The following is a 25,688-nucleotide window of genomic DNA, read 5'->3' on the forward strand; positions in this document are numbered from 1 at the left end:
GTAATAATGGGACAACTCAACCGTAAGACAAATTATTCTGTTCAGGTCATTCTGTTTTGAGTGAGGTTACCGGATTGGCCAGGGCTGCTTTCACTGCCTGATAGCTCACCGTTACCAGCGTGATAAGTAAGGCTACCACCGCCGCCAAGGCAAACACCCACCAGCTGATGGAAATGCGGTAGGCGAAATCTTCCAGCCAACGGTTCATGGCATAATAAGCGATAGGCCAGGCAGTCAGATTAGCAATCAACACTAGCAGCAGGAAGTCCTTGGAAAGCAGCCCAATAATGTTTGTTACACTTGCTCCGAGTACTTTGCGGATGCCGAATTCCCTGTTGCGCTGCTGAGCGGTAAAGGTAGCTAGGCCAAACAGTCCCAGGCACGCAATGAAAATGGTCAGACTGGAGAAGATACTCATGATTTTCCCGATTTTCTGTTCGACCCGATAAACCGATTCAAACCGTTGATCAATGAAGGAATACCCGAAAGGTGCATCAGAGGGGAAGGCACTCCACTGTTTTTTGAATGAAGCCAGCAAGCCCGCGATTTCTTTGGTTTTTACCTTCACCAGAATACTGCCCGAATTATCACCCATAAACATAATGAGTGGGCCAATCTTTTCGTGTAGGGACTTAAAATGAAAATCCTTCACCACACCAATGACCGTATAGGCTCGTTTTGTACCGTTTCCATCCACAATGCGAAGTACTTTTTTACCCAGCGGGTCTTTCTGCCATCCCAATGACTTGACAGCAGACTCATTCATAATCACCGCCAGAGAGTCTGTGCCAAAGTTCCTAGAGAAGTTTCGTCCTTGAGCCAGTTCCATTCCCAGCGTGGGTAAATACTCCTCATCGACCCGGTAGTGCCCCATCACCACATTTTGGGTCGGATGATCTTCTGGAAAAACGGGACTATAATCATAATTGGTCGGTCCTACTGGAATGTAGTCGGAAATACTCGCTCGTACTACGCGTGAATCTTGCAAAAGCTGATTGCGGAAAGCCTGCTCATTTTTCTGTAGAGCATAGGTATCGTGAATCACTATCACCTGCTCCTTGTCAAAGCCAATCTTCTTGTTCTGCATGTAGGTTAATTGCTGGTAAACTACCGTGGTGCCCACTACTAGGGTGATGGAAATGAAAAACTGGAATACCACCAGTGCACTTCGTAACCGAAGGCCTGATTGACGGCTACCTGACACCAACTGTATTGTCGGATTGCCTCCTTTGAGCACTGCAATCGGTTTGAAGGAGGATAGGAAAAATGCCGGATAACTCCCTGCGAGTAAGCCTACTAATAGGCATAAAACAACCAGACACGCTACCGACCACCCTTGAGCAATGGAAAAAAAAGAAAACGTTTTACCTGTAAGTCCATTGAAAGCTGGCAGGCAGAAAACCACGATGAGTACAGCCAGTAGCAGTGCGAAACCGGCCAACAGCATCGATTCGGACAAGAACTGACCAACTAGTTGCCCTTTCGCCGATCCCAGTACTTTGCGGATACCTACTTCTTTGGCTCGTCGGGCGGCACCAGCGGTAGACAGGTTCATAAAGTTGATGCAGGCAATGAGCAGCATAAAGCCGGCGATGGTCGAAAAAATGTACACGTAGCGAATATCGCCATTGGCTTCCAATTGATCATACTGGTGCGAGTGCAGGTGGATGTCAGTGAGTGGTTGCAGGAAAAAAACCATTTGATTGCCTGCCTTCCGTAAGTCAGCTGTAGTAGCGCCCAGGTATTGTTTGAATTCCGGCTCAATGAACCGGTTGACAATTGTGGGTAGCTTGGCTTCCAACTGCTTATAATCATAGCCTTTCTTCAGTACTATATAGGTAGGGAAGTTAAAATTGGCAAATATCTGTTGCTTGGCATCTTCGTGGTTGAGCATAGTCGCAAACAGGTCAAAGTGGAAATGGGTATTGGCCGGAACCTTCTCAATCAAACCCGTTACTTTATACGTATTATTCCAGCTTTTCAACTGGAGCATTTTGCCCATTGGGTCCTGGTTGCCAAAGTACTTCCGGGCAATGGCCTGGGTAATCACCATCGTATTGGGTTGCGACAAGGCCGTTTTGGGATCACCTTTTAGGAAAGGAATGTCGAATACCTGAAAAAAATTAGAGTCAACATACACAAATTTATCTTCCTTAAATGTCCGGTTTCCATAGGTCACAAAGGGATTGCCTGAAACCCGCAGCCGGGTCGATTCTTCCACTTCAGGATAATCGACCCGCATTTGCCGCGCTAATGGAGCCCCTAGCGCAGTTGCATCCAGTACTTGTCCGTTGAATTTACCGCTGAAACCCATCCGGTAAATGCGGTCAGCTTTACTAAAATGGCGGTCAAAGCTCAGTTCATCAAGTACGTACAAGGTAATCAGCAGGCATGTGGCAATGCCGATGGCCAAACCAAAAATATTGATAGCCGAAAAAGCTTTGTTGCGCCATAAGTTGCGCAGGGCGATAGTCAGATAGTTCTGGAGCATAGGGACAAAGTATAGAGGTAAACCTTTGAGAGTAAGATGCTTAATTGAGTTGTCAGGTTGCATGCAATGAAAAAATAGCATCTTATTTTATTCTGCGATAGTCTGATAAAGAGGAGGGATCAGACAGAGTTCATTTTTATAGGGATCTCGTCAAATAACCCATTAACGAGTCAAGCCGTATCAAAAAGACTGCTGTTTTTTACAGATGATAAATGAGTCCACCACCCTTTATTTAGCGATTGGATAGCTGTCATCCATCATATTTGTGTTTGTATAAAAACAAGAGCCATCCCGAATTTTAAGTAAAAGGATTTGACTTTGACGTGGAATACATAGTAAACTAAAGAAGCTACAAAGAGAGCAAAGGAAACTCCAATCGCGAAAGGTGGTGTAGGTGAGTAGAGAGTCTTTTCTCCGCGAGGTTGGCCTTTGGCCTGTGGGCGGGAGAATTGGAGAAAAGTGTCTTTTTTGGCCTACTTTTTTGGACAAGCAAAAAAGTAGGATGCTGCAAGTAGAGTGATGATTGAGACAATAAAGAGATGAAGAAAGAGGTCTTACTCAAAAATAAACCCAAGCCCGCACTTTTCAAAAGTATAGGCTTAGGTTTTACTCATATCCAAAATTTAGGTTGATTCTTGTTCTGATATGCTGTCATCAAATAGGATTGAAAAGGATCAACACGTAGAGTACCCCCAAATATAAAAGTCGGTGTAAGGTGTTATTAATACAAATGGTCTATTTTTTTGAGAATTCGCGTCTTATTCTACTTAGCGAAGTATCTGTAACATTCAGGTACGAAGCAATTTGTTTTAATTGGGCATGCTGAAATACCTCTTTATTGCTATTCATTAAATTTTCATAACGTGCTTCACCGCTTAAATTTATTAACTCAAGTGTTCTTTTTTTATAGAGCACATATTCTCTCGCTAACATTTTAACGCCATAGGCTCTGAACTCAGGAATCGCATGCAGTAATAAATTCAATTGGTTATAGCTAATGGCATAGCCATAACAATCCGTCACTGCTTGAATATTTTCAGTAGAAGGGGTTCTTAAATAGAATGATGACACTTCAAATACCACACTATCTTTCTGATAAAAATTAGTCGTGATCTCATTTCCCTCACTATCATACGTAAATGCTCTCATAAAACCACTCTGCAAAAAGAAATAATGCTCATTTACTTTTCCCTCTTTAAGAAAAAAATCATTTTTCAAAATGGTTATTTCTTCAAAATACTCGACTACCTCATCCAGTGTACGGTCTGGAAATGACAAATTCTTGATTATATAATTTTTTAATCCTTGTTTATCCATTGCTATTGTATTAAAGTTAAACAGAAAAGAGTTATTTGTCCCTTAGGCTAATACTTAAATTTCCATTGATTCTTATTTTTCAATTTCATCCATTTCGGGTTGGCATTGCAAAGAAAAATATAATAGAAACTCTTGCACTTGTCCTATGACAAGTAATCAAATTTTCATCTTTAGTTTTTCAATGGTAATAAAACTAACATTTAGGCATGCTCTGTCTGAGCGGAAAAAATGTATACTAAGAGGGCTTTTTTATTACTTAAACCTCTGAAAATACTTATTGACAGTTTAAATACTATAGGTATTTACATCGTTCCATAGCGTGAATATATATAACCAGCCTGTCTTTACTGTATATGATTAATAAGAGGCTACTGTTCTCTGTATTATACATTGTATTGATATGTCAGCGCTTCAATACCTGTCATCATTCAAATTTAATAAAAATAGAGCTTCAATTTCATTACTTGTCTTGTGGCAAGAGATAAAGGTTTTATTCACTCTTTCTTTGCATAGAATTAAACAAGTAATAATATGCAAAACGAGAAAAATAACACCAAAGCAACTATAAGTTCTCCGGTAACTAAAAAGACCAACACCATTGTAATTGTTCATGGAGCCTGGTCTTCAGCAAAAGATTGGCATTATGTTGCTGACTACCTGACTTCTGAAGGAAACAATCTGATCATCGTAAATCTTCCCGGCCATGGTAGTGATGAGACACCAATCTCAGATGTTAGCCTGCAACTTTATGTATACGAAGTTTTAAAAGCTATTGGTAATGAAACGGATGTAACATTGATAGGTCATAGTTTCGGTGGAATAGTAATTAGCGAAGTAGGAGAGTTGATTGCTCCTCAGATTAAGAAACTGATTTATATTTCAGCTTTCGTACCTAAAAACAGAGACAGTTTATTATCACTTGCGCAGACTGATACGCAGAGCCTGATAAGTAAAAACCTGATTGTAGACGAAAAAGCTGGAGTTGCCAGTATCGCTAAAGATGCAATTGCTGAAGTTTTCTTAGCGGATGCCCCAATAGCAGTGGCCGAATATGTTGCCAATACTATGAGGCCAGAGCCTCTTGCTCCATTAGCTGCTCCGGTGACCCTTAGCGAGGGCAGTTTTGGAAAAATTGCTAAGGTGTATGTACATAGCAAAAATGACCTTACTATTGGTTATTTACTTCAACAAAAAATGGTTAAAGACGCTGGTATTGTAAGAACCTACTCACTCCCGTCAAGTCACACTCCATTTATTGTATTTCCTCAAGTGCTATCAGCCATTATAGCTTTGGAAGCTGCTTAAACAGCTTCTTAGAAAGTAAGTAAAAATAAATTCTCCCTATACTAATCTAATACCCATTACTAATCATGAAAAAATTAAGAGTAATACAACTACTTGTTCTTGTAGCTATGTTCATTTTATCATCCTGCTCAAGCGATGATGTGCAACCTGCAAACCCCAAAAATTATGTCCTGGTTCATGGAGCCTGGCAGGCGCCGTATGCCTGGCAAGCCGTGAAAGCTAATCTTGAAAAGCAGGGTAACCATGTAATTGTTGTTGAGTTGCCGGGCCACGGTGCTGACCAAACCCCTCCCACTGAAATAACACTGGATAAATATAAGGAAAAAGTAATGAATGCAATTTCCACGGTAGACGGAAAGGTTTTACTTGTAGGGCATAGCCTGGGTGGAATGATAATTTCTTCGGTAGCAGAGTCAATACCTGAAAAAGTAGAAACACTGATCTATGTAGCGGCTTATCTGCCTGTTTCAGGCCTGACACTTGACAGTTTGGCACATATGGATCCGGATTCACACCTTGGAGGTAAGGATGTATTGATCTTCCATACCGATACCTATACAGTAGATGTCAAACAAGACCAAATTGTTGATTTGTTTATTCAGGATGGAACCCCGGAAGTACAAAACCTGGTGCTAAATAACTACCGTACGGAACCATTAATTCCATTTATTAATCCTGTAACGCTTACCGGACAAAATTTCGGATCCGTTAAAAAAGCATATATCAAAACTTTACAGGATCATGTTGTATCGCCGTACTTGCAAAATAAAATGATTTCAACCGGGAATGTCAAATCTGTACTTGAGATAAATACCGGACATAGCCCCTTTCTTTCGCAACCTGATAACTTATCATCACTTCTTACCAAAATAGCTAATAACTAAATAGTAATACTTATAATCTATCGTCTATCATGAAAAATTTAATTTTAGTAATAACCGCACTTTTTATCACAACCTTCACCGCTTTCGCGCAGACTAGCAAAGCTAAGAACTCCAATACTATCGTAATTATCCACGGAGCCTGGTCATCATCAGGTGATTGGCAACATGTAACCGACGATTTGATAGCAGAAGGCAATTCTGTTATACCGGTTAACCTTCCTGGTCATGGACGCGATAATACGGCGATTTCAGCGATTAGCCTCAAGCTCTATGTTGATGAAGTTAAAAAAGCCATTGGAAATAAACAAAATGTCATTTTAGTAGGTCATAGTTTTGGAGGTATTGTGGCAAGCGAAGTAGCGGAACAGCTCGCCCCACAAATTAAGAAGATAATTTATATAGCGGCTTATGTACCTAAAAACGGTGAAAGTTTGCTGTCCATTGCACAAACTGATGCAGAGAGCCATGTCGGAAAAAATCTTATCGTAGATGAGAAAGCTGGAATTGCCAGCATAAAAAAAGATGGTATTACGGATGTTTTTTTAGCAGATGCGCCAAAGCAGGTAGCTGACTATGTAAGCAATAATCTAAAACCTGAACCATTAGCTCCGTTAGCTACTCCGGTAACCCTCAGTGAGGGCAGATTCGGAAAGGTCAGTAAGGTATTTGTTTCAAGCCTCAATGATCATACTATCGGATATACACTACAGCAAAAAATGGCGAAGGATGCAGGTATAGAAAGAGTATATTCTCTTCCTTCAAGCCATACTCCTTTTATAGTATTCCCGCATGTTCTGGCTCAAGTAATAGCTTTAGAGGCAAAATAAAAAGTTAAAATCAACGTCGCAAAAGGTTAGAACAACTGTAGTTATTACTAACTGAAAAAAATATTTTATCTGCGGTGGTTCTTACTTTAAATCTATAAAACATATGCAAAATGGAAACAAAAGAGAATATCTCCGCATTACAGGAATTTAACCATCAGACAATACCAACGAAGTCTGTAAGTGTAAACGGTATAGATTTTACCTACCGCTCATTTGGTAAAAAAGAGGGCATACCTGTTATATTCCTGCAACATTTCACTGGAAACATGGATAACTGGGACCCTGAAGTTACCAATGCAATAGCTGCTCAACATCCTGTTGTGTTGTTTAACAACAAAGGCGTTGGCAGCTCTAAAGGGATTACCCCTGACAATGTACCTGCTATGGCTCAGGATGCTGTAGATTTCATCCATGCCTTAGGTTACGATAAGGTGAACCTCCTTGGATTTTCGCTTGGTGGCTTTATAGCGCAACATATAGCCGCGCATCAACCTGAACTCGTACATAAATTAATATTGGCAGGTACAGGATCCATAGGAGGAAAAGCGATTGCACAATTGGAGTCGCACCTGGAAAAAGCTTTTGTGGATGGTCCGGACAGGGTATTGATCAACCTTTTTTTCAGCAAAACACCAAGCAGTATCAAAGCTGGAGAGGCTTTTTTAGGCAGGCTTGCCGAAAGACAACACGACAGGGATTTGCCTAGTAGCCAGGAAACAATTGGTAACCAGGCTAGGGCAATTATACAATACGGCTTAGAAACAGACAAAGATAGCAAACAGTTACGCTCTATAAATCAGCCGGCACTTATTGTTAATGGCAGTGAAGACGTTATGGTTGACTCGATTAATTCTTATATAATGCTTCAGAATATACCAAATGCCAAACTTGTATTGTGGAGCGACTCAGGGCATGGGGCATTATTTCAGTATGGTGCGGATTTCGCAAATGAGGTAAATAACTTCTTATTGAATTAGCTTACCTTATGATTATGTGGTACACAAAAGATGCTGTTGGTTCGAACTAAACTTTTTTGTAACGAATTCAATGAAGCTGTCTACTATAGTTTTTAAACAGCGAAAATAGCTTTTGGAGTGAGACAAGTTAGTATGTCTATAAGACAATGAGAACATAGCCAGCGGCTTCTCACCGGAAAATAGACAAAGTCGCAGCCCAAACTATGCCTTCGCAGCTTTAATAAACTATGTTAGACAGCTTCACTAATTCGGGTACACAAATACTCTTTCACGCTAGGGAAATAACAATCAAGTTTGAAAAGTGTTAGTACTTGCTTGCGATTTTCTAGCCTCTTTTAAACAGAATAAATGAGTCCACTTCCTTTATCCAGCGATTGGATAGCTGTCATATCATCAGGAGACAACTCAAAGTCAAATACATTGAAATTTTCAACTATCCTTTCTCTGGTTGCTGATTTGGGAATAGCCACTACTTCTCTTTGAATTAGCCATCGTAGCACCACTTGTGCAATGCTCTTGTTATACTTGCCTGAAAGCGCTTTTAAACGTTCATTTCTAAAAAGGTTGTTTTTGCCCTGAGCAAAGGGAGCCCATGACTCCAACTGGACGCCTTGGGAGTTCAACGCTTTCTGCATCTCTGCTTTTTGAGAAAATGGATGTGTTTCCACTTGATTGACTGCGGGTATTACACTATGCTGCTCACATAAATGCTGAATCTGATTCATAGTGAAATTACTTACCCCTATAGCCCTTACTTTCCCTTCTTTGTACAATTCCTCCATGGCTGTCCAGGAGGAATGTATGTCTCCCTGTGGGAGGTGAATCAAGTACAGATCAATATAGTCAAGACCCAAATTTTTTAGCGAGGTTTCAAAGGCGCGCTTTGCTTTCTCATATCCTGTATCCGTTGGTAAAAATTTTGTAGTCACAAAGATTTCTTCTCGTTTAACACTACTTTTTTTAATCGCTTTGCCCACCGATTCCTCATTACCGTATGCCGCAGCGGTGTCGATCAGTCTGTAGCCACTATGTAATGCATGTAGCACAGACTGCTCACACTGTGAACCCTCCCGAAGCAAGTTTGTCCCAAAGCCAAGCAGGGGCATTTTTACGCCGCTATTTAATGTTATGTTCATTAGGGTATATCTGTATGCTGGTTTTTCCTGAATTAGTACATAGAAAGACATATCACCTGGAGTATGCCTTGCTTACTTGCCTTGCAGGCCTGCCAGGATTGCCGGATAGCGTTCTCCCTGAAGGGTAATACTGTCTAAAGCCTTAGCGATAGTAGCTAAGGCATCAGCAGGTAAGGTGATATTTACACCACCTATATTCTCTTCTAAACGAGTCATTTTTGTGGTTCCTGGAATTGGTACAATCCAGGGCTTTTGCGCCAGCAGCCATGCCAGGGCAATCTGTGCTGGTGTTGCGTTATGCTCTGCCGCAATCTTTGTCACTAGGTCAACAATGGTTTGATTCGCCTCGCGGTTTTCTTTGCTAAAGCGGGGCATGACATTTCTCCAGTCGGTCTTGTCAAATTCGGTGTTTGCATTCATATTGCCCGTTAAAAATCCTTTGCCTAACGGACTAAACGGAACGAAGCCAATGCCCAGTTCTTCCAGAAGTGGAATGATCTCTTTTTCAGGTTCACGCCAGAACATGGAATACTCGCTTTGCAGGGCTGCCACAGGTTGCACGGCATGTGCTCTGCGGATACTTTGCCCGCCAGCTTCACTCATACCAAAGTATTTTACTTTGCCTTCAGCAATCAGATCTTTTATGGTTCCGGCAACGTCTTCAACAGGCACATTCGTGTCTACACGGTGTTGATAAAACAGGTCGATATAATCGGTTTGCAGATAACGGAGCGAGTTTTCGGCCACCTGTCTGATGCGTTTCGGGCGACTATCCAACCCATCTGTATTCCTGCCATTTACAAAGCCAAACTTGGTAGCGATGACTACTTTATCACGTACAGAGTGCAATGCTTTTCCTACCAGCTGTTCATTGGCGCCTTGTCCATACGCTTCTGCGGTATCAAAAAACGTAATGCCCAAGTCGTATGCTTTTTGAATGAGTGCAATGGCCTCACTTTCATTGGTTGCCGGACCATACCCGTGGCTTAATCCCATGCATCCGAAACCAAGTTCGGACACTGTTAATCCTGAACTTCCTAAGTGTCGTGTTTTCATTTTGTCTGTTTTTTGTGTGTTTACTGCTACAAAATTGTGGAAGAAGGACAATCCGGTTGGTATACAGATTACGGGTTTTGCTACCACTATTACGGATTGGGAAGGCTGCTAATAAAAGGGATTACCGGAATGTGTACTTTTACTATTGGGATCACTCTCTTCCTGTCCTCCTAAAAGTAGGTTCTTTCTGGAGGACAGGAAGGATATTTTCTTCCCAGGTTGTGTGTTATCACCAACCTGAACGGCGGGAAACAGCTCGTTGGTGATAACACCAACGAGGGGAATAAAGAGGATTTACCCGAATATGTACTTTTGTAGCGATAAAGAATACAGTATGGAAGAGATTGTAAAAATTGACAGCATTGCCCAATACAATGCCATGCGGGGTGTACCTACCAAACATCCGCTGGTTACAGTGATTGACCAGTCGAAAGTGAAACCGCTGCCCGCCAGGTCATTCAACTTTGGTTTGTATGCGGTGGGGTTAAAAGAATTGAACCATGGCCAGTTACGTTATGGAAGAAGGCACTATGACTACCAGGAAGGAAGTCTGATATTTATAGCACCCGGACAGGTGGTAGGTGTGGAACCCAGCGTTGACCTATTTGCCCCGAAAGGCTGGGTATTGCTCTTTCATCCTGACCTGATCAACGGCACTTCGCTGGGCAAACACATTCAGGAGTATTCTTTCTTTTCGTATGATGTAAATGAAGCACTTCACCTGTCAGATAAAGAGAAGATTATGGTGATTGACTGCTTCTCAAAAATCGAGTATGAACTCAATCAGAATATAGACAAGCACAGCAAAGAGCTAATTGCCTCCAACATCGAGTTGCTGCTCAAGTACTGCATCCGTTTTTACGACCGCCAGTTCATTACACGTGACACGGCAAACAAAGGAATCCTGGAACGGTTTGAATACGTATTGAAAGGCTATTTTTCATCCGATAAACCACAGAGCCAAGGCTTGCCTTCTGTAGCATATTGCGCCGAAGCCCTACATTTATCACCCAACTATTTTGGTGATCTGGTGAAGAAAGAAACCGGCAGATCTGCTCAGGAATACATTCAATCAAAAGTGATAGAGATGGCCAAAGAGAGAGTGTTTGACTTAAATAAATCTGTAAGCGAAATTGCCTACGAGTTGGGATTCAAATACCCGCAGCATTTCATCCGCCTATTCAAACAAAAAACAGGCGTTACGCCAAATGCTTACCGGATGATGAATTAAATGAATTTATTTACAATTTTATTTTTAGTTGTTTTACTAGTTTGTGCCAGCCCGATCATTCCTCTTTATTATTACAAGTATTATACATGATAATGTGGTAATTTATGATAAAAATAAATTTATTCTTGAGACAAAAAATTACCGAAGTAAAAAATGGAAGTCAACGTAGTATCTTTATTTACTGTCAATATTTATTACATTAAACGTATTGTTTTCTTGTAGTGGATCTGCTTATCATTATGAGAAGATTTTTATTTCTAAGAATAACATTAACAATAATAAGCGAACTGAGAAGTTTATAGTAGTTGATTCTATAGAAATAAATCGAATGATTTACAGGCAAGCTTATACTATATACCCGGAAATATATAAAGATGCAATCTTAAAAAAGAAGTTCATAGATAGTACAAGCAAGAATGATCATCTGACAATAAATCTTCTAACATCGTTTGATATTAAAGTGGATTTTATTCGTGTTATAATCTTAATTGCAATAATTCCATTTCATAATATTATTACAATACTTTATATGTATAAAAGAATACTTTTATTTATTATTCCTATTTCTATTCATTTTAATTCGTTTATACAAAAAATAAGGTTATAAAGTAACCAATCTCCAAAATATCGCGGTAACAGGTCAAATGCTGGCTTTGACGTTTGTTAGGATAGTAGGATGTTTATATCCAAACTTATCAACAACTCTTGCTAGTGTACTCTGGAATGGTATAAGTTAGTATGTGAGTAATTTGCGAATTGTCCTAAAGTCTAGGGTTGGCTTCCATCTGGCAATTTCTGATGCTTTTTTCCTCTGTTCACAGCCCATTGCTTAAATTGATGCCTTCTGGCGGGCCAACCGTTTGTACTTCTCAACAGTAGCATCTTTCCCGGCTTGAAGTTCTGCCAGCAATGCAGGGTTTAGAACGGTAGGCCAATGCTTAGTTCCCCACAGAATGAGTTCTACAATGATTGGGATGGTGTCAACACCTCTTTCCGTCAGGCTATAGGTGAACTTCGATTTCTTATCGGAGGCTACAGCCTTAGTTAAGATACCGTGTGACTCGAGGACGGCCAGGCGATCGGCCAGTACGTTGGTCGCGATTTTTTCCGCTGACTGCAGGAATTGACCATAAGTGGACTTGTCTGCAAACACCATGTCCCGTAAAATGAGTAGAGTCCATTTGTCCCCCAGCACGTCAAGTGATGTGCTGACTGGGCAAGTAGAACGTTGTTTTGGCTCTTTCATAAAAAAACGATTTTATTTTACTTGCTTTTTGCAAGTGTTTTGTTTTATCTTTGCACTTGCAATTTGCAAGTAAATATACACAGTTTTTTATTTCTTTTTATTATGATTTTAGTAACTGGAGCAACTGGTGGATTAGGCCACCAAACTATTGACTTTCTGCTTACCACAACCCCGGCCTCAGAAATTGTTGCCATGGTACGCGATATCAGCAAAGCCACCGATCTTATCAAGCGAGGTGTGGACGTCCGGCAAGCTGACTACTTTGACTATCCTGCGCTGGTAGAAGCCTTTCGGGGTATTGACAAGGTACTGCTCGTTTCCGCTGTAGCGTTTACCGACCGGGTACGTCAACACCAGAACGTGATAGACGCTGCTAAGGAAGCAGGGGTGAAGCACCTTTTCTACACCAGCATACAGCGCAGCAGCGATTTTGTGATGCCGCAGGTCACCGAAAGTGATCTGGCAACCGAGGCTTACCTCAAAGCCTCCGGATTGGTATACACCATTCTCAAAAACGGATACTACTTTGAAGGTCTTGGGTATCTGATCGGGAACCAGGTGCCAGATGGGCAGATACTTTTCCCAGCAGGAGAAGGAAAGATAGCATTCGTCACGCGGACCGAACTGGCCGCTGCCACAGCTGCCCTGTTGACCGGCGAAGGACATGAAAACCAGGAGTATACCTTATCCGGTAGCCAGGCCTATTCGTTTCATGACATTGCCCGGGAATTCTCTACATTAGCAGGCCGGGACATCACTTACGAAAACACTGAAGCCGCATCTTATATTGCTCAGCAAGTAGCCGCCGGTCTACCTGAAGTAGTCGCCAGTTTCCTTGCCCAGTGGGGTGAGGCTGCCAAACACGGCATGCTAGCCGGGACGTACCATACAGTCGAACGTTTGTTGGGTCGCAAGCCCACTTCGCTGCGTGATTTCCTGAAAGCGACATATTTTCCTGGAACATGACAGCTTGTTTTGTCAGTCACTACGGGGTGGCCAATATGCCGTGAATCCATCCATACGGTTACCCGCTTTCTCGTAGTGCAAGCGGGTAATCGCATTAGCTCCACTGAAAGGCCTACACGGTTAATTCTGTCTTTTGCAACAGGAAGTTATAACTGACAAATTAAAAAAGGAGGGTGATTCTTTTTTGTACATTGAGGAGATTAATGAAGCACCAATACAACAGTAAAAATATGATTCAGATAATGTGCTTTTAATGCTATTTTTTTTCTCAAATACTGGGTATATTATTTAATACTTTTAAAGAAACTCAACAAGCAACAACTGGTTATGAGAGTGACTATATGCTAATCACTCTCATAACCAGTTGCTATGGGTCTCAACATTTTCTAGAAATACTGTATCATAGAAATGGCTATAAGGCAGACGATGATATGGAGTTAAACGATCTATGGCTATTGATTCGGGTTACTCAAGGCTTTATAAGATGCCTGCAGTTCTTCTTCCGTTTCCGGCAATTGAACTTTTAATCCATAGGTTACGCGGGCTTGAATGCTCTCTACAAAAGGTTTAAACTGTTCATTGTAGTTTGCAAAAGCCGTTTGGTAATCTTCATTGGCGTGGAGTTCTTTCGCCAACAGGGTAGCGCCTTGTATTGCTAAGCTGGTACCCATACCTGTGAAAAAGCTTGGCGCGTATGCCGCATCACCTATCAGGCCTACACGTCCAGTTGTCCAGGCTGGCATATGAATCTGACAGGCTTCATCAAAATACAGGTCATCAGCATGAAGCATTGCATCCAGAATTTCCGGAAGTTTCCAATGGGTGTTGCCAGCAAAATATTCTCTCAGAATTTCCTTTGGTTGTTCGGGATTCCGGTAGTTCCAATCCAGTTTAGGTGCCCGGAATAAAAGGATAGCATTGGCTCCGTTTTTAAATTGATAAATGACAGCCTGTTTGCCCAGCTCACGATACACAATACCCGTAGATTTGGGTCTGCCTGTTTGTATGTGGTCAGCTACAGCAAAGGCAAAATAGACCCCAAGAAACTTTTTGAACGTGTCTTCAGGACCGAAAGCAAGTTTTCTGACAGTAGAATGGGTTCCATCTGCTCCAAACACAAAATCATACCTTTTTCGTCCTCCTTTTTGGAAAGACACTTCCACTTCATTTTCATGCTGAATCAATGTAGCGATGCTATTTCCAAAAAGGATCTCCACTTCCTCTTTTGGAATGGCTTCGTATATAATTTTTACCAGATCACCCCGATGAATTTCAATATCCCCCAAATACTCCTCTAATGTATTTATGGCAAACGTAGCTAGTGTTTGATCGTTGGCATTGACGACCTCATCTGTGTGAACAAACTCATGGGCTTTGATTTGATCATATATACCCATTTCTCTGACTATATCCAGGGCTTCACCTCGCACATCGATAGGGGAGCCGCCTGTTCTCAGCTCGGTGCCCAGTTCTACGACTGTCACCTGATAGCCAAATTTATGTAACCAATAGGCCAACGTTAACCCGGCAAAACTTGCACCAACTATTAACACTCGTTTTTTCATCGCTTTCAAGGTTATTTTTTATAGTCCGATAGTATTTACAATGCAAAACTAATGATAGCTTTGTGAGTAAAATATTCGATTTACTACTAATTTTAGTCGAAAAAATGAATACTAAAGATAGTCTGCTTGCTGACAGTGAAATTCTTCAATTCACTGACAAAGTAGGATTAACGTTAGATAAGGAATTTGAACATCTACAGGTCAACTTTTTCAAAGGTTTTGTTTTCCTCCCTGAAATGGCCATTCACTTTGGGTCTTTTTATGCAACCAATGATTTCACACGCTTAACTGCCACATCTGCCATAAGTGATGGGATTGGCTTTATATTTCATAATATTTTTGAGGTTGATGGGATTTGTGATCCAGATAAAAGCAATCGAATTGCAACCTCACCCTATGTGCGTATATTTCCGTATAGCATTAGTCAAAAAATATCTTTTGCAAAAGATACCTGGGTAACACATGTTTCCATCAGCATCAGTGCCGGGTATTTGAAAAATTTCCTGAAAGAGGAATCTGACCATTTCCAGTTCCTGTTTGATAATACACATAGTTTTTGGATAGAGGAACTGATGACCGATGACATTTTGCGCACAGTAAATGAGATTGTGAAGAAAGAAGAGCCAGGTAGTATGAAAAGTTTTTATTACAAGATCAAGGCAATGGAGTTACTTTTCTATCTGTTTGAGAGCTTGCGAAAGCGTCAGAATGCTGGTAGTGTAAAACTGAGTCATAAGGAAATTGACGCTGTGTACCGGGTGCGGGACAAGATTGTGTCGTCATTGAGCCAATCCAGCAGTATAGAGGAATTAAAGCAAATTGCGGGTATGAACGAATTGAAGCTCCGCAGGATTTTCACACAGGTATTTGGGATGGGCATTTATGATTATTATCAGCATTTGCGTATGAAAGAAGCGGCCCGACTTTTGCGTGAGGAAAATGTATCTGTTTCGGAAGCAGGCTTTCAAATGGGTTTTGAGAACCTGGGTCACTTTACGAAAGTATTTGAAAAGCATATAGGCATGAAGCCCAAAAAGTACGTTCAATCTTTCAGGAGTACAAATACCAAACTGATAGTAAGAAATGAGGGATGACTCCATTGATACTACTGATAGATTGGATCAGGTGCTTGTTTAAAGAGTAAGACACGCTGCTGTGGTGGTGGTAGTCATTGGACGTTACACCCTTCAATTACCGCTGGTGCCCACACATAGCTGATTACTTCTTCTTCACCGTTTGTATTCCGCTTTCACTTTGCGGTTCTCCATCTCGGTTTTGGTCGTACCCTCCGGTAATACGGCGATGATGGAGGCTAGTGAGTCTACTTCGGCTTCAGAGGAGGCTAAGGTAGCTTCGATGTCTGACGCTCTGTCAGCAGCGTTTTCACGGCTGCGGGTCAGCGAGATTTGTTTGTATTCCAGATCACTTTTCAGGTCTGTCAGCTCATCGAGGACTTTGTCACAGTCGGCTTTTGAAGTGAGCAAGGTTAGCGTTAATGCCATTGTTTTGTTTGGTTTGAGTGGAAAATTAGCGTAATAGGTTAGCGAACAAAGGGTCGGTAGAGTGGGGGCTTTTAGGTGCGCTGCTGTCAAGGTTCCGGATTGCTTGCAGGCAGAGAGGTAAGCCCCTTTTCTAACCGATTTTCTGATACAAAGGTCGGGATTTTACAAATACCAGTCCAACCGTACTTGCGATAATCGCAACTACGTTTATGGTTGGTTTTCAGTGGTTTGTAGTGTGTTTTTGCGTTTGTTGCCAGAAGGGCGAATGGGTTCGCCTTCTCCGGTGATCAACCAGTTCAGATCTGTGTGAAAAGTGGTTTGTAGCGACCACAGGAAAAAGCAGGAGGGCAGCGAACGTCCCTTTTCCAGCGAGGACAGATTGCCTTGTGCCGTTCCGGTACGTTGAGCAAACTCCCATTGGGGTATTTGCAGGATTTCTACCCGTAAATGATAAATACGTTGGCCGATATGTTGTAAACTCATTGTGATCAAAGGGTTAGTAGCGTTTGTAGGATTCGTAGGGTTTGAAAGGTTTTTAACCTGTATGCCAGTTATCGAAAAGAGCAACCGGAGTTCCAGTTACTCAGAGAAACAACTGCAACTCCGGTTATATAAAATCCTAACCGGAATTACGGTCGCTTTCCTGCTTAACGTGTATACAGGTTAGGGGTAAGCAAGAGTTAATATTGCAACCGGAGTTACGGTTGGTTTCAGAAATAACCTGGATACAGGTTGCCTGATGCCTGCTTACTGGATGATTGCATTGGGTATGAATACCCTCAATCAGGCATTGAAACTCTTCCAGACTGCGCACAATCTGGTAAGCACCTCCCTGTGATTCTACCAGTTTCTGAAACTGTTTCTGTTCAAGGGTTTGATAGCCTGCTAAGTTCTTGAGTTCCATAAAGTAGCTTTTGCCTGCAAAGAAGTATTCCAGGTCAGACACGCCTTTCACTATGCCTAAAGCTTTGTTTAGAGCGCCTTTGATCGCATTGTGACTGTTGTTGTTATGGGTATGTAACAAACCTCTGTAGGCAGGAAACGTATTCCAGTGCCATTGAAAGCATAAAGCTTGGATACGGGTTTCGGACGGTTGTATGGGTGTATGAGATAGCATGTTGGGTATGTAGTGTAAGTGAAATTTTGTTGTTGGTTTGAGTGGCATATTGGGTTAGTTATTGGTTCATGTGAGAGCGAGAGAAGTTGAGAGCGAGAGAAGTGTTGTCTCTGTCAGATAACTCGCTTCTATGAGGATCTTCTAGGAACTAAGATGATAAGTGGCATTGCGCCGATCTCCTTCCAAACGGATATAGCCAAACTCAACCGCATCCGAGAGCATGCGTTTGACCTTACTTTCATTTTCATGGCTAATCTCCAATACTACTTTTTTCAGCGCCATAGAAGAAGCCTGAGTAGACATAAGTTTGGTAAATGCTTTTTTGATAATATCGCTTAGTTGAACTTGTCCCGCTTTGGGTTGTTCTGTCTGGATCGGTGTATGGTAGTCTGCAGGCATAAAGAAGTCTTTTTCTGTATCCCAGTTAAAATATTTTTCTACCGGATGATGACTATGGGATAGTTTTCCCAGGTCAAAGTCAGAGGTTAGTTGACGCATGCCATCGGCCTGCTCCATCGTCTGAAGCAGTAAGAACGCCCGGCTATACCGATGCAGAAACGAACCAAAATGTCCGGCTGCTGTGGAGGTGTTTTTGTTGGGGTGAAGTGTACAGATGATTGCCAGATTAAATTCTGAGGCCAGTTTTCTGATCCATCGAACTACCAGAACCGCATCCTTTGAGTCATTCATGTCGGTGGTCAGATCCAGGCAACCATCCAGTATCAGGTAGTCAAAGGGTGCTCCCTGTTTAAGTGATTCTGTCAGTAGAAGCCGGATTCCGTTACGTCGTTGCTCAGCGGTTTCCAGTTCGATCATTGAGCGTACCTGGTAAATATTCACTATACAAACGATAGTGAATAGTGATTGCAATAGATATATTCTAAACCGCCTGAGAATGGCGTATACGCCCTGGAGGTCTAAAATTGTTACAAATACGTGATTCAGGTGCGTTTTGGGTTGGCTATGTTTTTTGGGATCTGCGCGATTCGGCTTAGAAATGCAGTTTGAGGCATGAAAGATCGCTTATAAGCCATTTTCCGCTGTGAATTGATTAATAGTTTCAAAACTTGGTTAAATCGCTCTAAAGGCTTCTAATGGTATGTAATGCCTTTTAAAAAGCAAGGGTAGGAGAAGTGGTGTTTTTGAGTGATTTTTTTTATGTGCTGATTTTCAGTGGGTAGTAGTTTTTGCTTTTTGCTTTGAAGAAATCTGTTTTTTTAAAGTGATATTTATATAGCAATTTATCATCTAAAAACGAGAGAAATGACTATTTTTAATAGTTAAGTCATTCCTCTCTCTATGTTGCATTTTACTCAAACTGAAGCCAACAATCTAGTCAAACTACTACACTCATACCCATTGAAAAAAGAAAATGAGTAGACCACTAATGATATTCCTGTCACTACTGCCTTGTTTACTACTGGTGCCCTTTCTGATAAGCGCCCAACAGAAAGACAGTAGTTATCAGGCCAAGCGCAATGCCCAAGGGGTAAAGATGATTCAGGTGGCAGGTAAATACCAGGTTTGGACCCAAAAAGTCGGGCAAGGTAAGATCAAACTCTTGTTGCTGCATGGTGGACCTGTCAATACACATGAATATATGGAAAACTTTCCAGAGCACTTGAACCCTGCAGAGGTAGAGGTCTACTTCTACGATCAGTTAGGTTCTTACTACTCGGATCAGCCTGGCGATAGTACACTTTGGCATATAGATCGGTTTGTAGAAGAGGTAGAACAGGTGCGACAAGGATTAGGGTTAAAGGATTTTTATCTTTTGGGTCATTCCTGGGGAGGTATGTTAGCCCTCGAATATGCGGCAAAGTATGGCCAGCACCTGAAAGGGTTAATTGTTTCCAATATGGGCTATCGGGCTAGTAGTCATAATGCTTATCGTAGGGGTTTGTATTCCTCTATTGCTAACAGCCATGAAGTCAAACGCCTGCTTGAGCAAAAGCAGCAGGGAGGCAACGTGCCTGATTCAGTTATCAAGCAGGTGATTAGCAAACACTTCGAAGAACAACACGTTTTACGCTTGTCCCAGCCACCTGAACCTTATGATCGTAATTACCAACACATAAACCGAAAAGATCGGTTTCGGTTTGCTTTGCTGAATGAAATGGATCAGTGGGACTTTTCTAATCGTTTGGCTTTGGTGCAGATGCCTACCCTGTTGTTAGGGGCAAAGTATGACTTTATTCCCACAGGTGATTACTACCAGATGAGCAAGAGAATGCGCCAAAGCAGAGTCTATATCTGTCCTGAAGGATCGCATTTTGCTATGTGGGATGATAGCCAGCATTACTTTGAGGCTTTGATTCGCTTTTTCAAAGATGTAGAAGATAAAAAGTTTACTAAAAACAACAAATGAACAAGCTATCCCATCTCAAACAAGCTGATCGCAGGCATTTTTACCCCAGAGTTAGCATAGTACCTATGCTGACGATCAGCCGACGACTGGCTCAATGCTATCAACATAAGGAAGTTTATTTCTTTTTTTTCATATTTCTTTTTGTCCTTCTGAAAGAATCTTGTGACAAATAGAGTTGCGTTTACTTTCTGAGAGACAAATAGTCTCCAAAAGGAAAGGCCGCTGGTCTTGCCACGAGATTCTTCCAGAAGGACAGATGAGGTAGTTTGAGTGGTTTTCTTAAGGGGACAGCATTGACGACTGGCTTTGTTACTTTGATTATTAACTAAGCGTATCAGAAGGCTACTGATCTGTACAAACACTTTTTTTAATTACTACTTTTTGCGGGTTACATCTCTTATTTTCTCTTTACCTCATGGTTTGATAGCCAATGACCTCGATTGTAGGTAGAATAGCCGTTTTATTTCCTGATGTATTCTGATTCTTGTATAAAAAATCAAAAATGTTATTCAGTACAGCTTGGTATTCTGTACCACTTACTCCATCCATATTTCTATTCAGACAATCACCTCTGGCATAGATAACGGGCAGAATCATGGCCTGTTGAGTAATACCTCCTCTTGCTTTCCAGTGAGTATTTGTCAGCTTTAACACTCTTTGCATCTCTTCCTGGATAGAAATATGTACCTGATTGGAGAAAGAGATATTACTTACTTTGCCACTGGCATTCACTACAAAACGCACACAAAAGCCGAAGACAAATGCCTTACAGGAATCAGTAAGATTTTGTAGTCGGGCTGGATAGCGGGTATTTCTTTGGAGAAATTCTGTGAGATTATTGCCTTCATACTTAAATACAAAGGCTGGTGTGGTAGACTTCTTGGTCTGACTGTAGCTGGTAAAACACCCAACAAACAGTACCAGAACAATAAAGGAGAGGCTTATTTGTATACGTTTATGGTAAGAATACATGAAATAATTGATTGTAATAGTAGTGAATAGTATGTCTCTATTTGCTTAGATGTCATTTATAGATTTTTCCATAAATAAAAGTGTGGATTTTGTAAGAAAACATAGGTGGAGGTTTTATAGGTTTACTACTATTGTCAGATAGCTTTGTTGTCTTCAACTGTTATAATTATTGAAACACCAGACCAGAAATCAAATACTTATACTTACAATCCTATCCAGGACTCTGAACAGGAATGAATCAAAGCCTTGCTACCTGATTGTAAAATACATTTTGAGCTGTTGTAACTGATAGAATGACTATTGAGGAATGAGTCACATTTACCTGAGAAATCTTTATTTGGCGGGAAATAATATAGTAGAAAATAACAAAGGAGCTACAAAGAGAGTTGCAATGATTCCAATCGTGAAAGGTGGTGTAGGTGCGTTGGCAATCCTTTTCCCGCGAGGTTGGCCTTTGGCCTGCGGGCAGAAGGATCGGGAAAAGGTGCCCTTTTTTGCTCACGCACAAATCTGGCTCACCAAACTCTCGTTTGGTGCCCTGTTTTTTGGGCAAGCAAAAAATGAAGAGGTCAGTGGAAGAGTGATGAAAGTGACAATAAACAAAGGCAGGACAAGAGAGGCAAAAACGAAACTATAGACTCACACCAAAATTCAGAATGACTCATTTGCGCAGTTGAGTAAAAGAAAGAAACCATCTTTTAGGCAATTTTGTCTACCAACTTATCAGTGCTTTCAATCCCTATGGCATATTGTTTTTGACAAAAAACCACAAAAAACAGCCTATATAAATGGAAACAACAAATCAAACAAGCAAAAAAGTATCTGTACTGGGTTTAGGGCAGATGGGGTATAGAATTGCTCAGCTCTATAGTGAGGCAGGGTATGAAGTCACTGCATGGAATCGAACTCCTGGCAAAGGAGAGGGGCTTGAACGAGTCCAGCTTGCCGAAACAGCAGAACAGGCTATTCTTGCCAGTCCATTGGTAATCACCATTATCCTCAATAACAAAGGAGTATTTGAGTTATTGGATGGGCTGACAGATACCCGGATTTTTGCAGATAAAGCGCTGGTCAACTTCACTTCGGGCAGCACCGCAGAAGCAGACAGCATCGAAAAGAGTATCTCCGATGCCGGAGGAGCCTATATACATGGTGCTATCCAGGCATCCCCGGAACAACTCGGATTAAAAAGTGCTACCGTGGTTATTTCAGGCAACAAAGGGGCATTTGAACGTTATGAGAATGACCTAACGATCATTGGAGGGAAGATCCGCTATTTGAGTGACAAAGCCGCAGCCTCTCTGGCGATGGATACCGCTACATCTACCTGGGTGTATGGTGCTTTCGTGGGTCTACTCTATGGGGCAGAGTTATGCCGGCAGTATAACTTATCCCTCAAGGATTATGCAGACATCATTGGAGATATATCACCAGAGTTTATTGACTATTTCAAACAGGAGGTGATGGTCGTTGACCGCAATGACTTTCGGCTTACTTCCAGTTCTGTGTCGCTTCATCTTGCTGTAGTTCAGCGGCTGGCAGATAGTTTTAAAGATATCAATGTAAAACAGGACTTTCCCACCATCATTCGGAATCTGCTGGCCGAAGCAGAACAAAAGGGGTTTGGAGAAGAGGAACTGGCAGCTATCACCAAAGTAATTGCTCCACGAAAGTAATCTGCTTTTCGCTTCCGAAACTATCGTAATTCAGTTTCAGGAATGTTATACTAGCTGTTGGTTTGGATAGTACTCAATGTTTTCTTCCATAAGCTGTGTGTTTTCCTCAATCTGGATGGTGGGAAACGAGCCGTTGGTGATAACACCAACGGTGGGAAAATCCAGTTTCAGGCTACTATAAGAGACCTCAGCCCTCTTTCATTTTTTCTGAAAAATCACCCCCTTCCTGTCCTTCTGAAAGAAACTTGTGACAAATAGAGCTACGTTCGGTTTCTGAAAGAAAAAATATATTCCAAATCCAAAGGCTGCCGGTCTTGCCACAGGATTCTTCCAGAAGGACAGATGAGGTAGTTTGAGTGGCTTTCTTACCTTGACTGCATTGAGCGTCCGATAGTAAACAGAGCCTATACTTCTACTATGTATAGGCTCTATGTGATACGGATTATTTATCAAGTACGATATCCAACTCTCCAGCAATGTGTTTGACATGGCAACAGTCTGCACCTACGGTAAGCTTTCTTTTCACGAGTTCTTTGCCAGCTTTATAGCCAATAAACTCTACCTCGATTTCTTTGTTAGCTAGTTCTTTCACGTTCGCATCCGTAACGATAGGATAGGCACCCGATTTGCGTTGCATCTCGGCATCCGCTGCATCTACTGTTGGTTTTCTCTCTGTGCCTGTAGCTGTCTGGATAATCTTGTAGCTGTCTAACTGGACAGGACTATTGTCTTTGTTTTTAACCGTAGCTGAAACAGTCACGAAAATTCGGGTACACATAACATCCCCTGAACAATCGTCCTTGGTGGCTACGGTGTCCTGAGTAGCTACCGTATCCAGAACGGCTACTGTATCTTTGGTTTGTTCTGTTTGCTCTCCTGAAAAGGTACTTTTGGTGCAACTGCTAAAACCAAAAGTTAAAGATAAAATCAAGGCGTAATGCAAAAAACTTATTTTCATTGATATAATTGTTGATATGAAGCACTGACCCAGCTTTTGCCAGAATGGTTGCATGATAAATAAAAAGTTGGAAGTATTTAGTAAGATAACCATGCCAGATAAGGGAATACCCTTAGCGTGTCCTATAACTTTTCTAAAAATAAAGAACGTTTCTGGCCCAAGCGTCCGCTCACTGCTATCAAGGTAAGGTCTATTATTTGTCACATTACTCAGACCCAAATGTTTGAACCACCCATAAAGACCAGCCTTATTTGTAACCTCTCTCATAACCCAAGCATATGAACCACCCCGTAGGGCGGGGTGGTTCAAACGGTTGGAGTTTGTAAGATGCCACAAAATAAGATCTTATCTTAGGCTAAAACCCTATTTTAGGCATACTTAAAACGCCCGGACTTTTAGCAATCCTGCAAAGCAGGCTTAATTATCCTTATGTTGACCGCATGGAGCGGACGCTGCGTTGGCATGTAAAGCCCTGTTTGGGTACTATCACAAATCTGAACAAGCCTCAATTTGTCCCAACGCAACGGACGTTGCTTTCAAATTAGGTCCGAACGGACGTTCGAACCAGTACTCTCTCTTGAAATCCCTCATTTCTGAAAATGATATGGAACAGGATACGCAGTAATCAAGCCCTTACCCTGGAGGCAACTGGTGCTGGACATATTCAGTTGTTACCACTGACTCAATACCTTTGTCCGGATACAATGCCTGATAATAAGCAGTTAAATCCTGTTCCAATGCGAGTATTGTCCTGTCTTTATGGGTATGGACCTTATACAGGTGCTTTACTTCATTTACAGTAAACTCCAGGCGCAAGTCTCCAAATTGGTAAGAGGCTTGTAGTGGAGTGGTAACACCCTCTTCCCAGTAGATCGCCATCCCTGAACTTCGGAACTGCATGCGAAAAGGCTTAGCTATTTTGGCTTCCAGTTCGGCTGTAATCGTAGCACGGGTAGCAGCATCTACTGCCTGTACTTTTACAGAGGGTTTATAAACAGCATGATTTACCAGGTTCTTTAACTGGTAGGGTACTAGTGTCCATACGACTATCTGTATACTTCGGTTGGTTGCATCTGTTAACGTAACATAGGTAGCACCTACTCCCTGCAGTGCTTTTAACCGCACTTTTCCATTTTCTATTACGGCACTTACAGCGTCAGGATGGGCAACGTTTACCTGTGTTACTACAAGATTGTTCTCAGGCGTAAACAAAGAATCTTCGCCCAGCCACAGTTCGATAGCTGTTTCTTTCGGTGGCTCGGGTTCGGGGATTACTTCTTTTTTGGAACAAGCCGTAACAAACAGTATAAAGGCTGAGAATAGTAACAGGTTTACAAGTTTCATATACACTAATAAGAACTATGGTTAATGGGAGAGATTTTTAAAAATATATAAATTATATTTTGGTTTGCTAAACAGTAACGCTTTTATTTTTGTGTAATACGTTGTTTTCAGAAATTAAGCTTCTTTTCTTCCCGTCATTGGTATTCATCCCTCCCCTCGTTAGTGTTATCATCAACGAGCTGTTTCCTATCATTTCGGTTAAAGATTACACAAAATCTGGGGAAGAAAAATCCTTGGTACACCAACATGAACTGAGGGAAAGTGGTCGTTGGTGATAACACCAACGATGGAAATAAAACCACTCAAACTACCTCACCTGTCTTTCTGAAAGAATCTTCCCGCCGTTGTCGGGACAGGCGTGGCAAGACCGGCGGCCTTTCCGACTGGAGTGTAGTAGTTTTATCAGAAACCAAACATGGCACTATTTGTCACACATGTCCCGCTCACGCCCACGCTGATGCGTGGCAGGCAGGGCGGGAAGATTCTTTCAGAAGGACAATAAAGAAAGAAGAGACAGACTCCCTTAAGTTAATAGCATGGAGCGGACGTTTGCATCAGAGAATTTCTGTATTTCTAGAGAAATTATGTAATGCTAGATAGGGTGTGGTGATACTATTTTTACGCAATAGATTACATTTTTTGCCTCTGTGCTTACCAATAGTCAGAATCTTCTGCTAACGATCTGCTTACCGATGCTCTGCACAATCCTCTGGATTGGTGAAACAGGATTTACAGGCTGATTAAACTGGT

The 25,688-nt window shown here is 41.6% G+C and carries 25 protein-coding genes; 11 read left to right on the plus strand and 14 right to left on the minus strand.

The window, feature by feature from the left end; all coding sequences use genetic code 11:
• Positions 1-46 precede the first annotated feature (46 nt).
• Both QNI22_RS13570 and QNI22_RS13575 read right to left on the minus strand, forming a co-directional pair.
• Entirely contained in the window at positions 47-2,491 is a 2,445-nt protein-coding gene (locus QNI22_RS13570) for an ABC transporter permease (RefSeq protein ID WP_314511284.1), read from the minus strand.
• A 735-nt stretch (positions 2,492-3,226) separates the two neighbouring features.
• The gene (locus tag QNI22_RS13575; RefSeq protein WP_314511286.1) at positions 3,227-3,808 is read right to left on the minus strand and encodes a Crp/Fnr family transcriptional regulator; all 582 of its coding nucleotides are present in this window, start codon (positions 3,806-3,808) and stop codon (positions 3,227-3,229) included.
• Between the two features lie 531 nt (positions 3,809-4,339).
• Between QNI22_RS13575 and QNI22_RS13580 the strand changes: the two genes are divergently transcribed.
• The 4 genes from QNI22_RS13580 to QNI22_RS13595 all read left to right on the plus strand — a co-directional run bounded on the left by QNI22_RS13580 (position 4,340) and on the right by QNI22_RS13595 (position 7,801).
• Positions 4,340-5,113, plus strand: coding sequence for an alpha/beta fold hydrolase (locus QNI22_RS13580; RefSeq protein WP_314511288.1), 774 nt, complete (start codon positions 4,340-4,342; stop codon positions 5,111-5,113).
• Positions 5,114-5,178: 65 nt separating this feature from the next.
• Positions 5,179-5,997: an alpha/beta fold hydrolase gene (locus tag QNI22_RS13585; RefSeq protein WP_314511290.1), complete on the plus strand. Its 819-nt coding sequence runs from the start codon at positions 5,179-5,181 to the stop codon at positions 5,995-5,997.
• A gap of 29 nt (positions 5,998-6,026) precedes the next feature.
• Positions 6,027-6,824, plus strand: coding sequence for an alpha/beta fold hydrolase (locus tag QNI22_RS13590; protein WP_314511292.1), 798 nt, complete (start codon positions 6,027-6,029; stop codon positions 6,822-6,824).
• Positions 6,825-6,934: 110 nt separating this feature from the next.
• Positions 6,935-7,801 (plus strand): alpha/beta fold hydrolase, encoded by an 867-nt coding sequence (locus QNI22_RS13595; protein ID WP_314511294.1) that lies wholly within the window; start codon positions 6,935-6,937, stop codon positions 7,799-7,801.
• A 335-nt stretch (positions 7,802-8,136) separates the two neighbouring features.
• Here the strand turns inward: QNI22_RS13595 and QNI22_RS13600 are convergent, their stop codons facing one another.
• Both QNI22_RS13600 and QNI22_RS13605 read right to left on the minus strand, forming a co-directional pair.
• Complete coding sequence (locus QNI22_RS13600; protein WP_314511296.1) at positions 8,137-8,937, minus strand: aldo/keto reductase; 801 nt, start codon at positions 8,935-8,937, stop codon at positions 8,137-8,139.
• Between the two features lie 72 nt (positions 8,938-9,009).
• The gene (locus QNI22_RS13605; protein WP_314511298.1) at positions 9,010-9,993 is read right to left on the minus strand and encodes an aldo/keto reductase; all 984 of its coding nucleotides are present in this window, start codon (positions 9,991-9,993) and stop codon (positions 9,010-9,012) included.
• A gap of 334 nt (positions 9,994-10,327) precedes the next feature.
• On the opposite strand from QNI22_RS13605, the gene QNI22_RS13610 reads away from it, so the two are divergent.
• Positions 10,328-11,224, plus strand: a complete 897-nt coding sequence (locus QNI22_RS13610) for a helix-turn-helix domain-containing protein (RefSeq protein ID WP_314511300.1) — start codon at positions 10,328-10,330, stop codon at positions 11,222-11,224.
• Positions 11,225-12,053: 829 nt separating this feature from the next.
• Here the strand turns inward: QNI22_RS13610 and QNI22_RS13615 are convergent.
• Positions 12,054-12,470 carry a winged helix-turn-helix transcriptional regulator gene (locus QNI22_RS13615; protein WP_314511301.1) on the minus strand — a complete coding sequence of 139 codons (417 nt, stop codon included), beginning with the start codon at positions 12,468-12,470 and terminating at the stop codon, positions 12,054-12,056.
• Here QNI22_RS13615 and QNI22_RS13620 point away from each other — a divergent pair.
• Positions 12,453-13,436, plus strand: a complete 984-nt coding sequence (locus QNI22_RS13620; RefSeq protein WP_314511302.1) for an SDR family oxidoreductase — start codon at positions 12,453-12,455, stop codon at positions 13,434-13,436. The two genes, QNI22_RS13615 and QNI22_RS13620, sit on opposite strands and share 18 nt — an antisense overlap.
• A 452-nt stretch (positions 13,437-13,888) precedes the next feature.
• Here the strand turns inward: QNI22_RS13620 and QNI22_RS13625 are convergent, their stop codons facing one another.
• Positions 13,889-15,010, minus strand: coding sequence for an FAD-dependent monooxygenase (locus tag QNI22_RS13625; RefSeq protein ID WP_336620944.1), 1,122 nt, complete (start codon positions 15,008-15,010; stop codon positions 13,889-13,891).
• A gap of 95 nt (positions 15,011-15,105) precedes the next feature.
• Here QNI22_RS13625 and QNI22_RS13630 point away from each other — a divergent pair, with 95 nt between their 5' ends.
• A complete protein-coding gene (locus tag QNI22_RS13630) occupies positions 15,106-16,095 on the plus strand; it encodes a helix-turn-helix transcriptional regulator (RefSeq protein ID WP_314511306.1) in 990 nt (329 codons plus the stop codon).
• 135 nt (positions 16,096-16,230) lie between these two features.
• On the opposite strand, the gene QNI22_RS13635 is transcribed toward QNI22_RS13630, so the two are convergent.
• The 4 genes from QNI22_RS13635 to QNI22_RS13650 form a co-directional block, all read right to left on the minus strand.
• Positions 16,231-16,503, minus strand: coding sequence for a hypothetical protein (locus tag QNI22_RS13635; protein WP_314511308.1), 273 nt, complete (start codon positions 16,501-16,503; stop codon positions 16,231-16,233).
• Between the two features lie 207 nt (positions 16,504-16,710).
• The gene (locus QNI22_RS13640) at positions 16,711-16,986 is read right to left on the minus strand and encodes a helix-turn-helix domain-containing protein (protein ID WP_313979493.1); all 276 of its coding nucleotides are present in this window, start codon (positions 16,984-16,986) and stop codon (positions 16,711-16,713) included.
• A gap of 136 nt (positions 16,987-17,122) precedes the next feature.
• On the minus strand, positions 17,123-17,620 hold the full coding sequence (locus QNI22_RS13645) for a hypothetical protein (RefSeq protein ID WP_314511310.1): 498 nt from the start codon (positions 17,618-17,620) through the stop codon (positions 17,123-17,125).
• A gap of 141 nt (positions 17,621-17,761) precedes the next feature.
• Positions 17,762-18,436 carry an AAA family ATPase gene (locus QNI22_RS13650; protein ID WP_314511312.1) on the minus strand — a complete coding sequence of 225 codons (675 nt, stop codon included), beginning with the start codon at positions 18,434-18,436 and terminating at the stop codon, positions 17,762-17,764.
• Between the two features lie 556 nt (positions 18,437-18,992).
• Here QNI22_RS13650 and QNI22_RS13655 point away from each other — a divergent pair.
• The gene (locus QNI22_RS13655) at positions 18,993-19,988 is read left to right on the plus strand and encodes a proline iminopeptidase-family hydrolase (protein ID WP_314511313.1); all 996 of its coding nucleotides are present in this window, start codon (positions 18,993-18,995) and stop codon (positions 19,986-19,988) included.
• A 5-nt stretch (positions 19,989-19,993) separates the two neighbouring features.
• On the opposite strand, the gene QNI22_RS13660 is transcribed toward QNI22_RS13655, so the two are convergent.
• Both QNI22_RS13660 and QNI22_RS13665 read right to left on the minus strand, forming a co-directional pair.
• On the minus strand, positions 19,994-20,350 hold the full coding sequence (locus QNI22_RS13660; protein WP_314511314.1) for a hypothetical protein: 357 nt from the start codon (positions 20,348-20,350) through the stop codon (positions 19,994-19,996).
• Between the two features lie 46 nt (positions 20,351-20,396).
• On the minus strand, positions 20,397-20,960 hold the full coding sequence (locus tag QNI22_RS13665; RefSeq protein ID WP_314511316.1) for a hypothetical protein: 564 nt from the start codon (positions 20,958-20,960) through the stop codon (positions 20,397-20,399).
• Positions 20,961-21,267: 307 nt separating this feature from the next.
• Here QNI22_RS13665 and QNI22_RS13670 point away from each other — a divergent pair, with 307 nt between their 5' ends.
• Positions 21,268-21,597: a hypothetical protein gene (locus tag QNI22_RS13670; protein ID WP_314511318.1), complete on the plus strand. Its 330-nt coding sequence runs from the start codon at positions 21,268-21,270 to the stop codon at positions 21,595-21,597.
• Positions 21,598-21,748: 151 nt separating this feature from the next.
• Positions 21,749-22,636 (plus strand): NAD(P)-dependent oxidoreductase, encoded by an 888-nt coding sequence (locus QNI22_RS13675; protein ID WP_314511319.1) that lies wholly within the window; start codon positions 21,749-21,751, stop codon positions 22,634-22,636.
• A gap of 442 nt (positions 22,637-23,078) precedes the next feature.
• Here QNI22_RS13675 and QNI22_RS13680 read toward each other — a convergent pair whose 3' ends face one another.
• Both QNI22_RS13680 and QNI22_RS13685 read right to left on the minus strand, forming a co-directional pair.
• Entirely contained in the window at positions 23,079-23,594 is a 516-nt protein-coding gene (locus QNI22_RS13680; RefSeq protein ID WP_314511320.1) for a hypothetical protein, read from the minus strand.
• Positions 23,595-24,227: 633 nt separating this feature from the next.
• Positions 24,228-24,938 (minus strand): hypothetical protein, encoded by a 711-nt coding sequence (locus tag QNI22_RS13685; protein WP_314511321.1) that lies wholly within the window; start codon positions 24,936-24,938, stop codon positions 24,228-24,230.
• A 261-nt stretch (positions 24,939-25,199) separates the two neighbouring features.
• On the opposite strand from QNI22_RS13685, the gene QNI22_RS13690 reads away from it, so the two are divergent.
• Positions 25,200-25,538, plus strand: coding sequence for a hypothetical protein (locus tag QNI22_RS13690; RefSeq protein ID WP_314511323.1), 339 nt, complete (start codon positions 25,200-25,202; stop codon positions 25,536-25,538).
• Positions 25,539-25,688 lie beyond the last annotated feature (150 nt).

This window comes from Xanthocytophaga agilis (assembly GCF_030068605.1).
Taxonomy (GTDB): domain Bacteria; phylum Bacteroidota; class Bacteroidia; order Cytophagales; family 172606-1; genus Xanthocytophaga; species Xanthocytophaga agilis.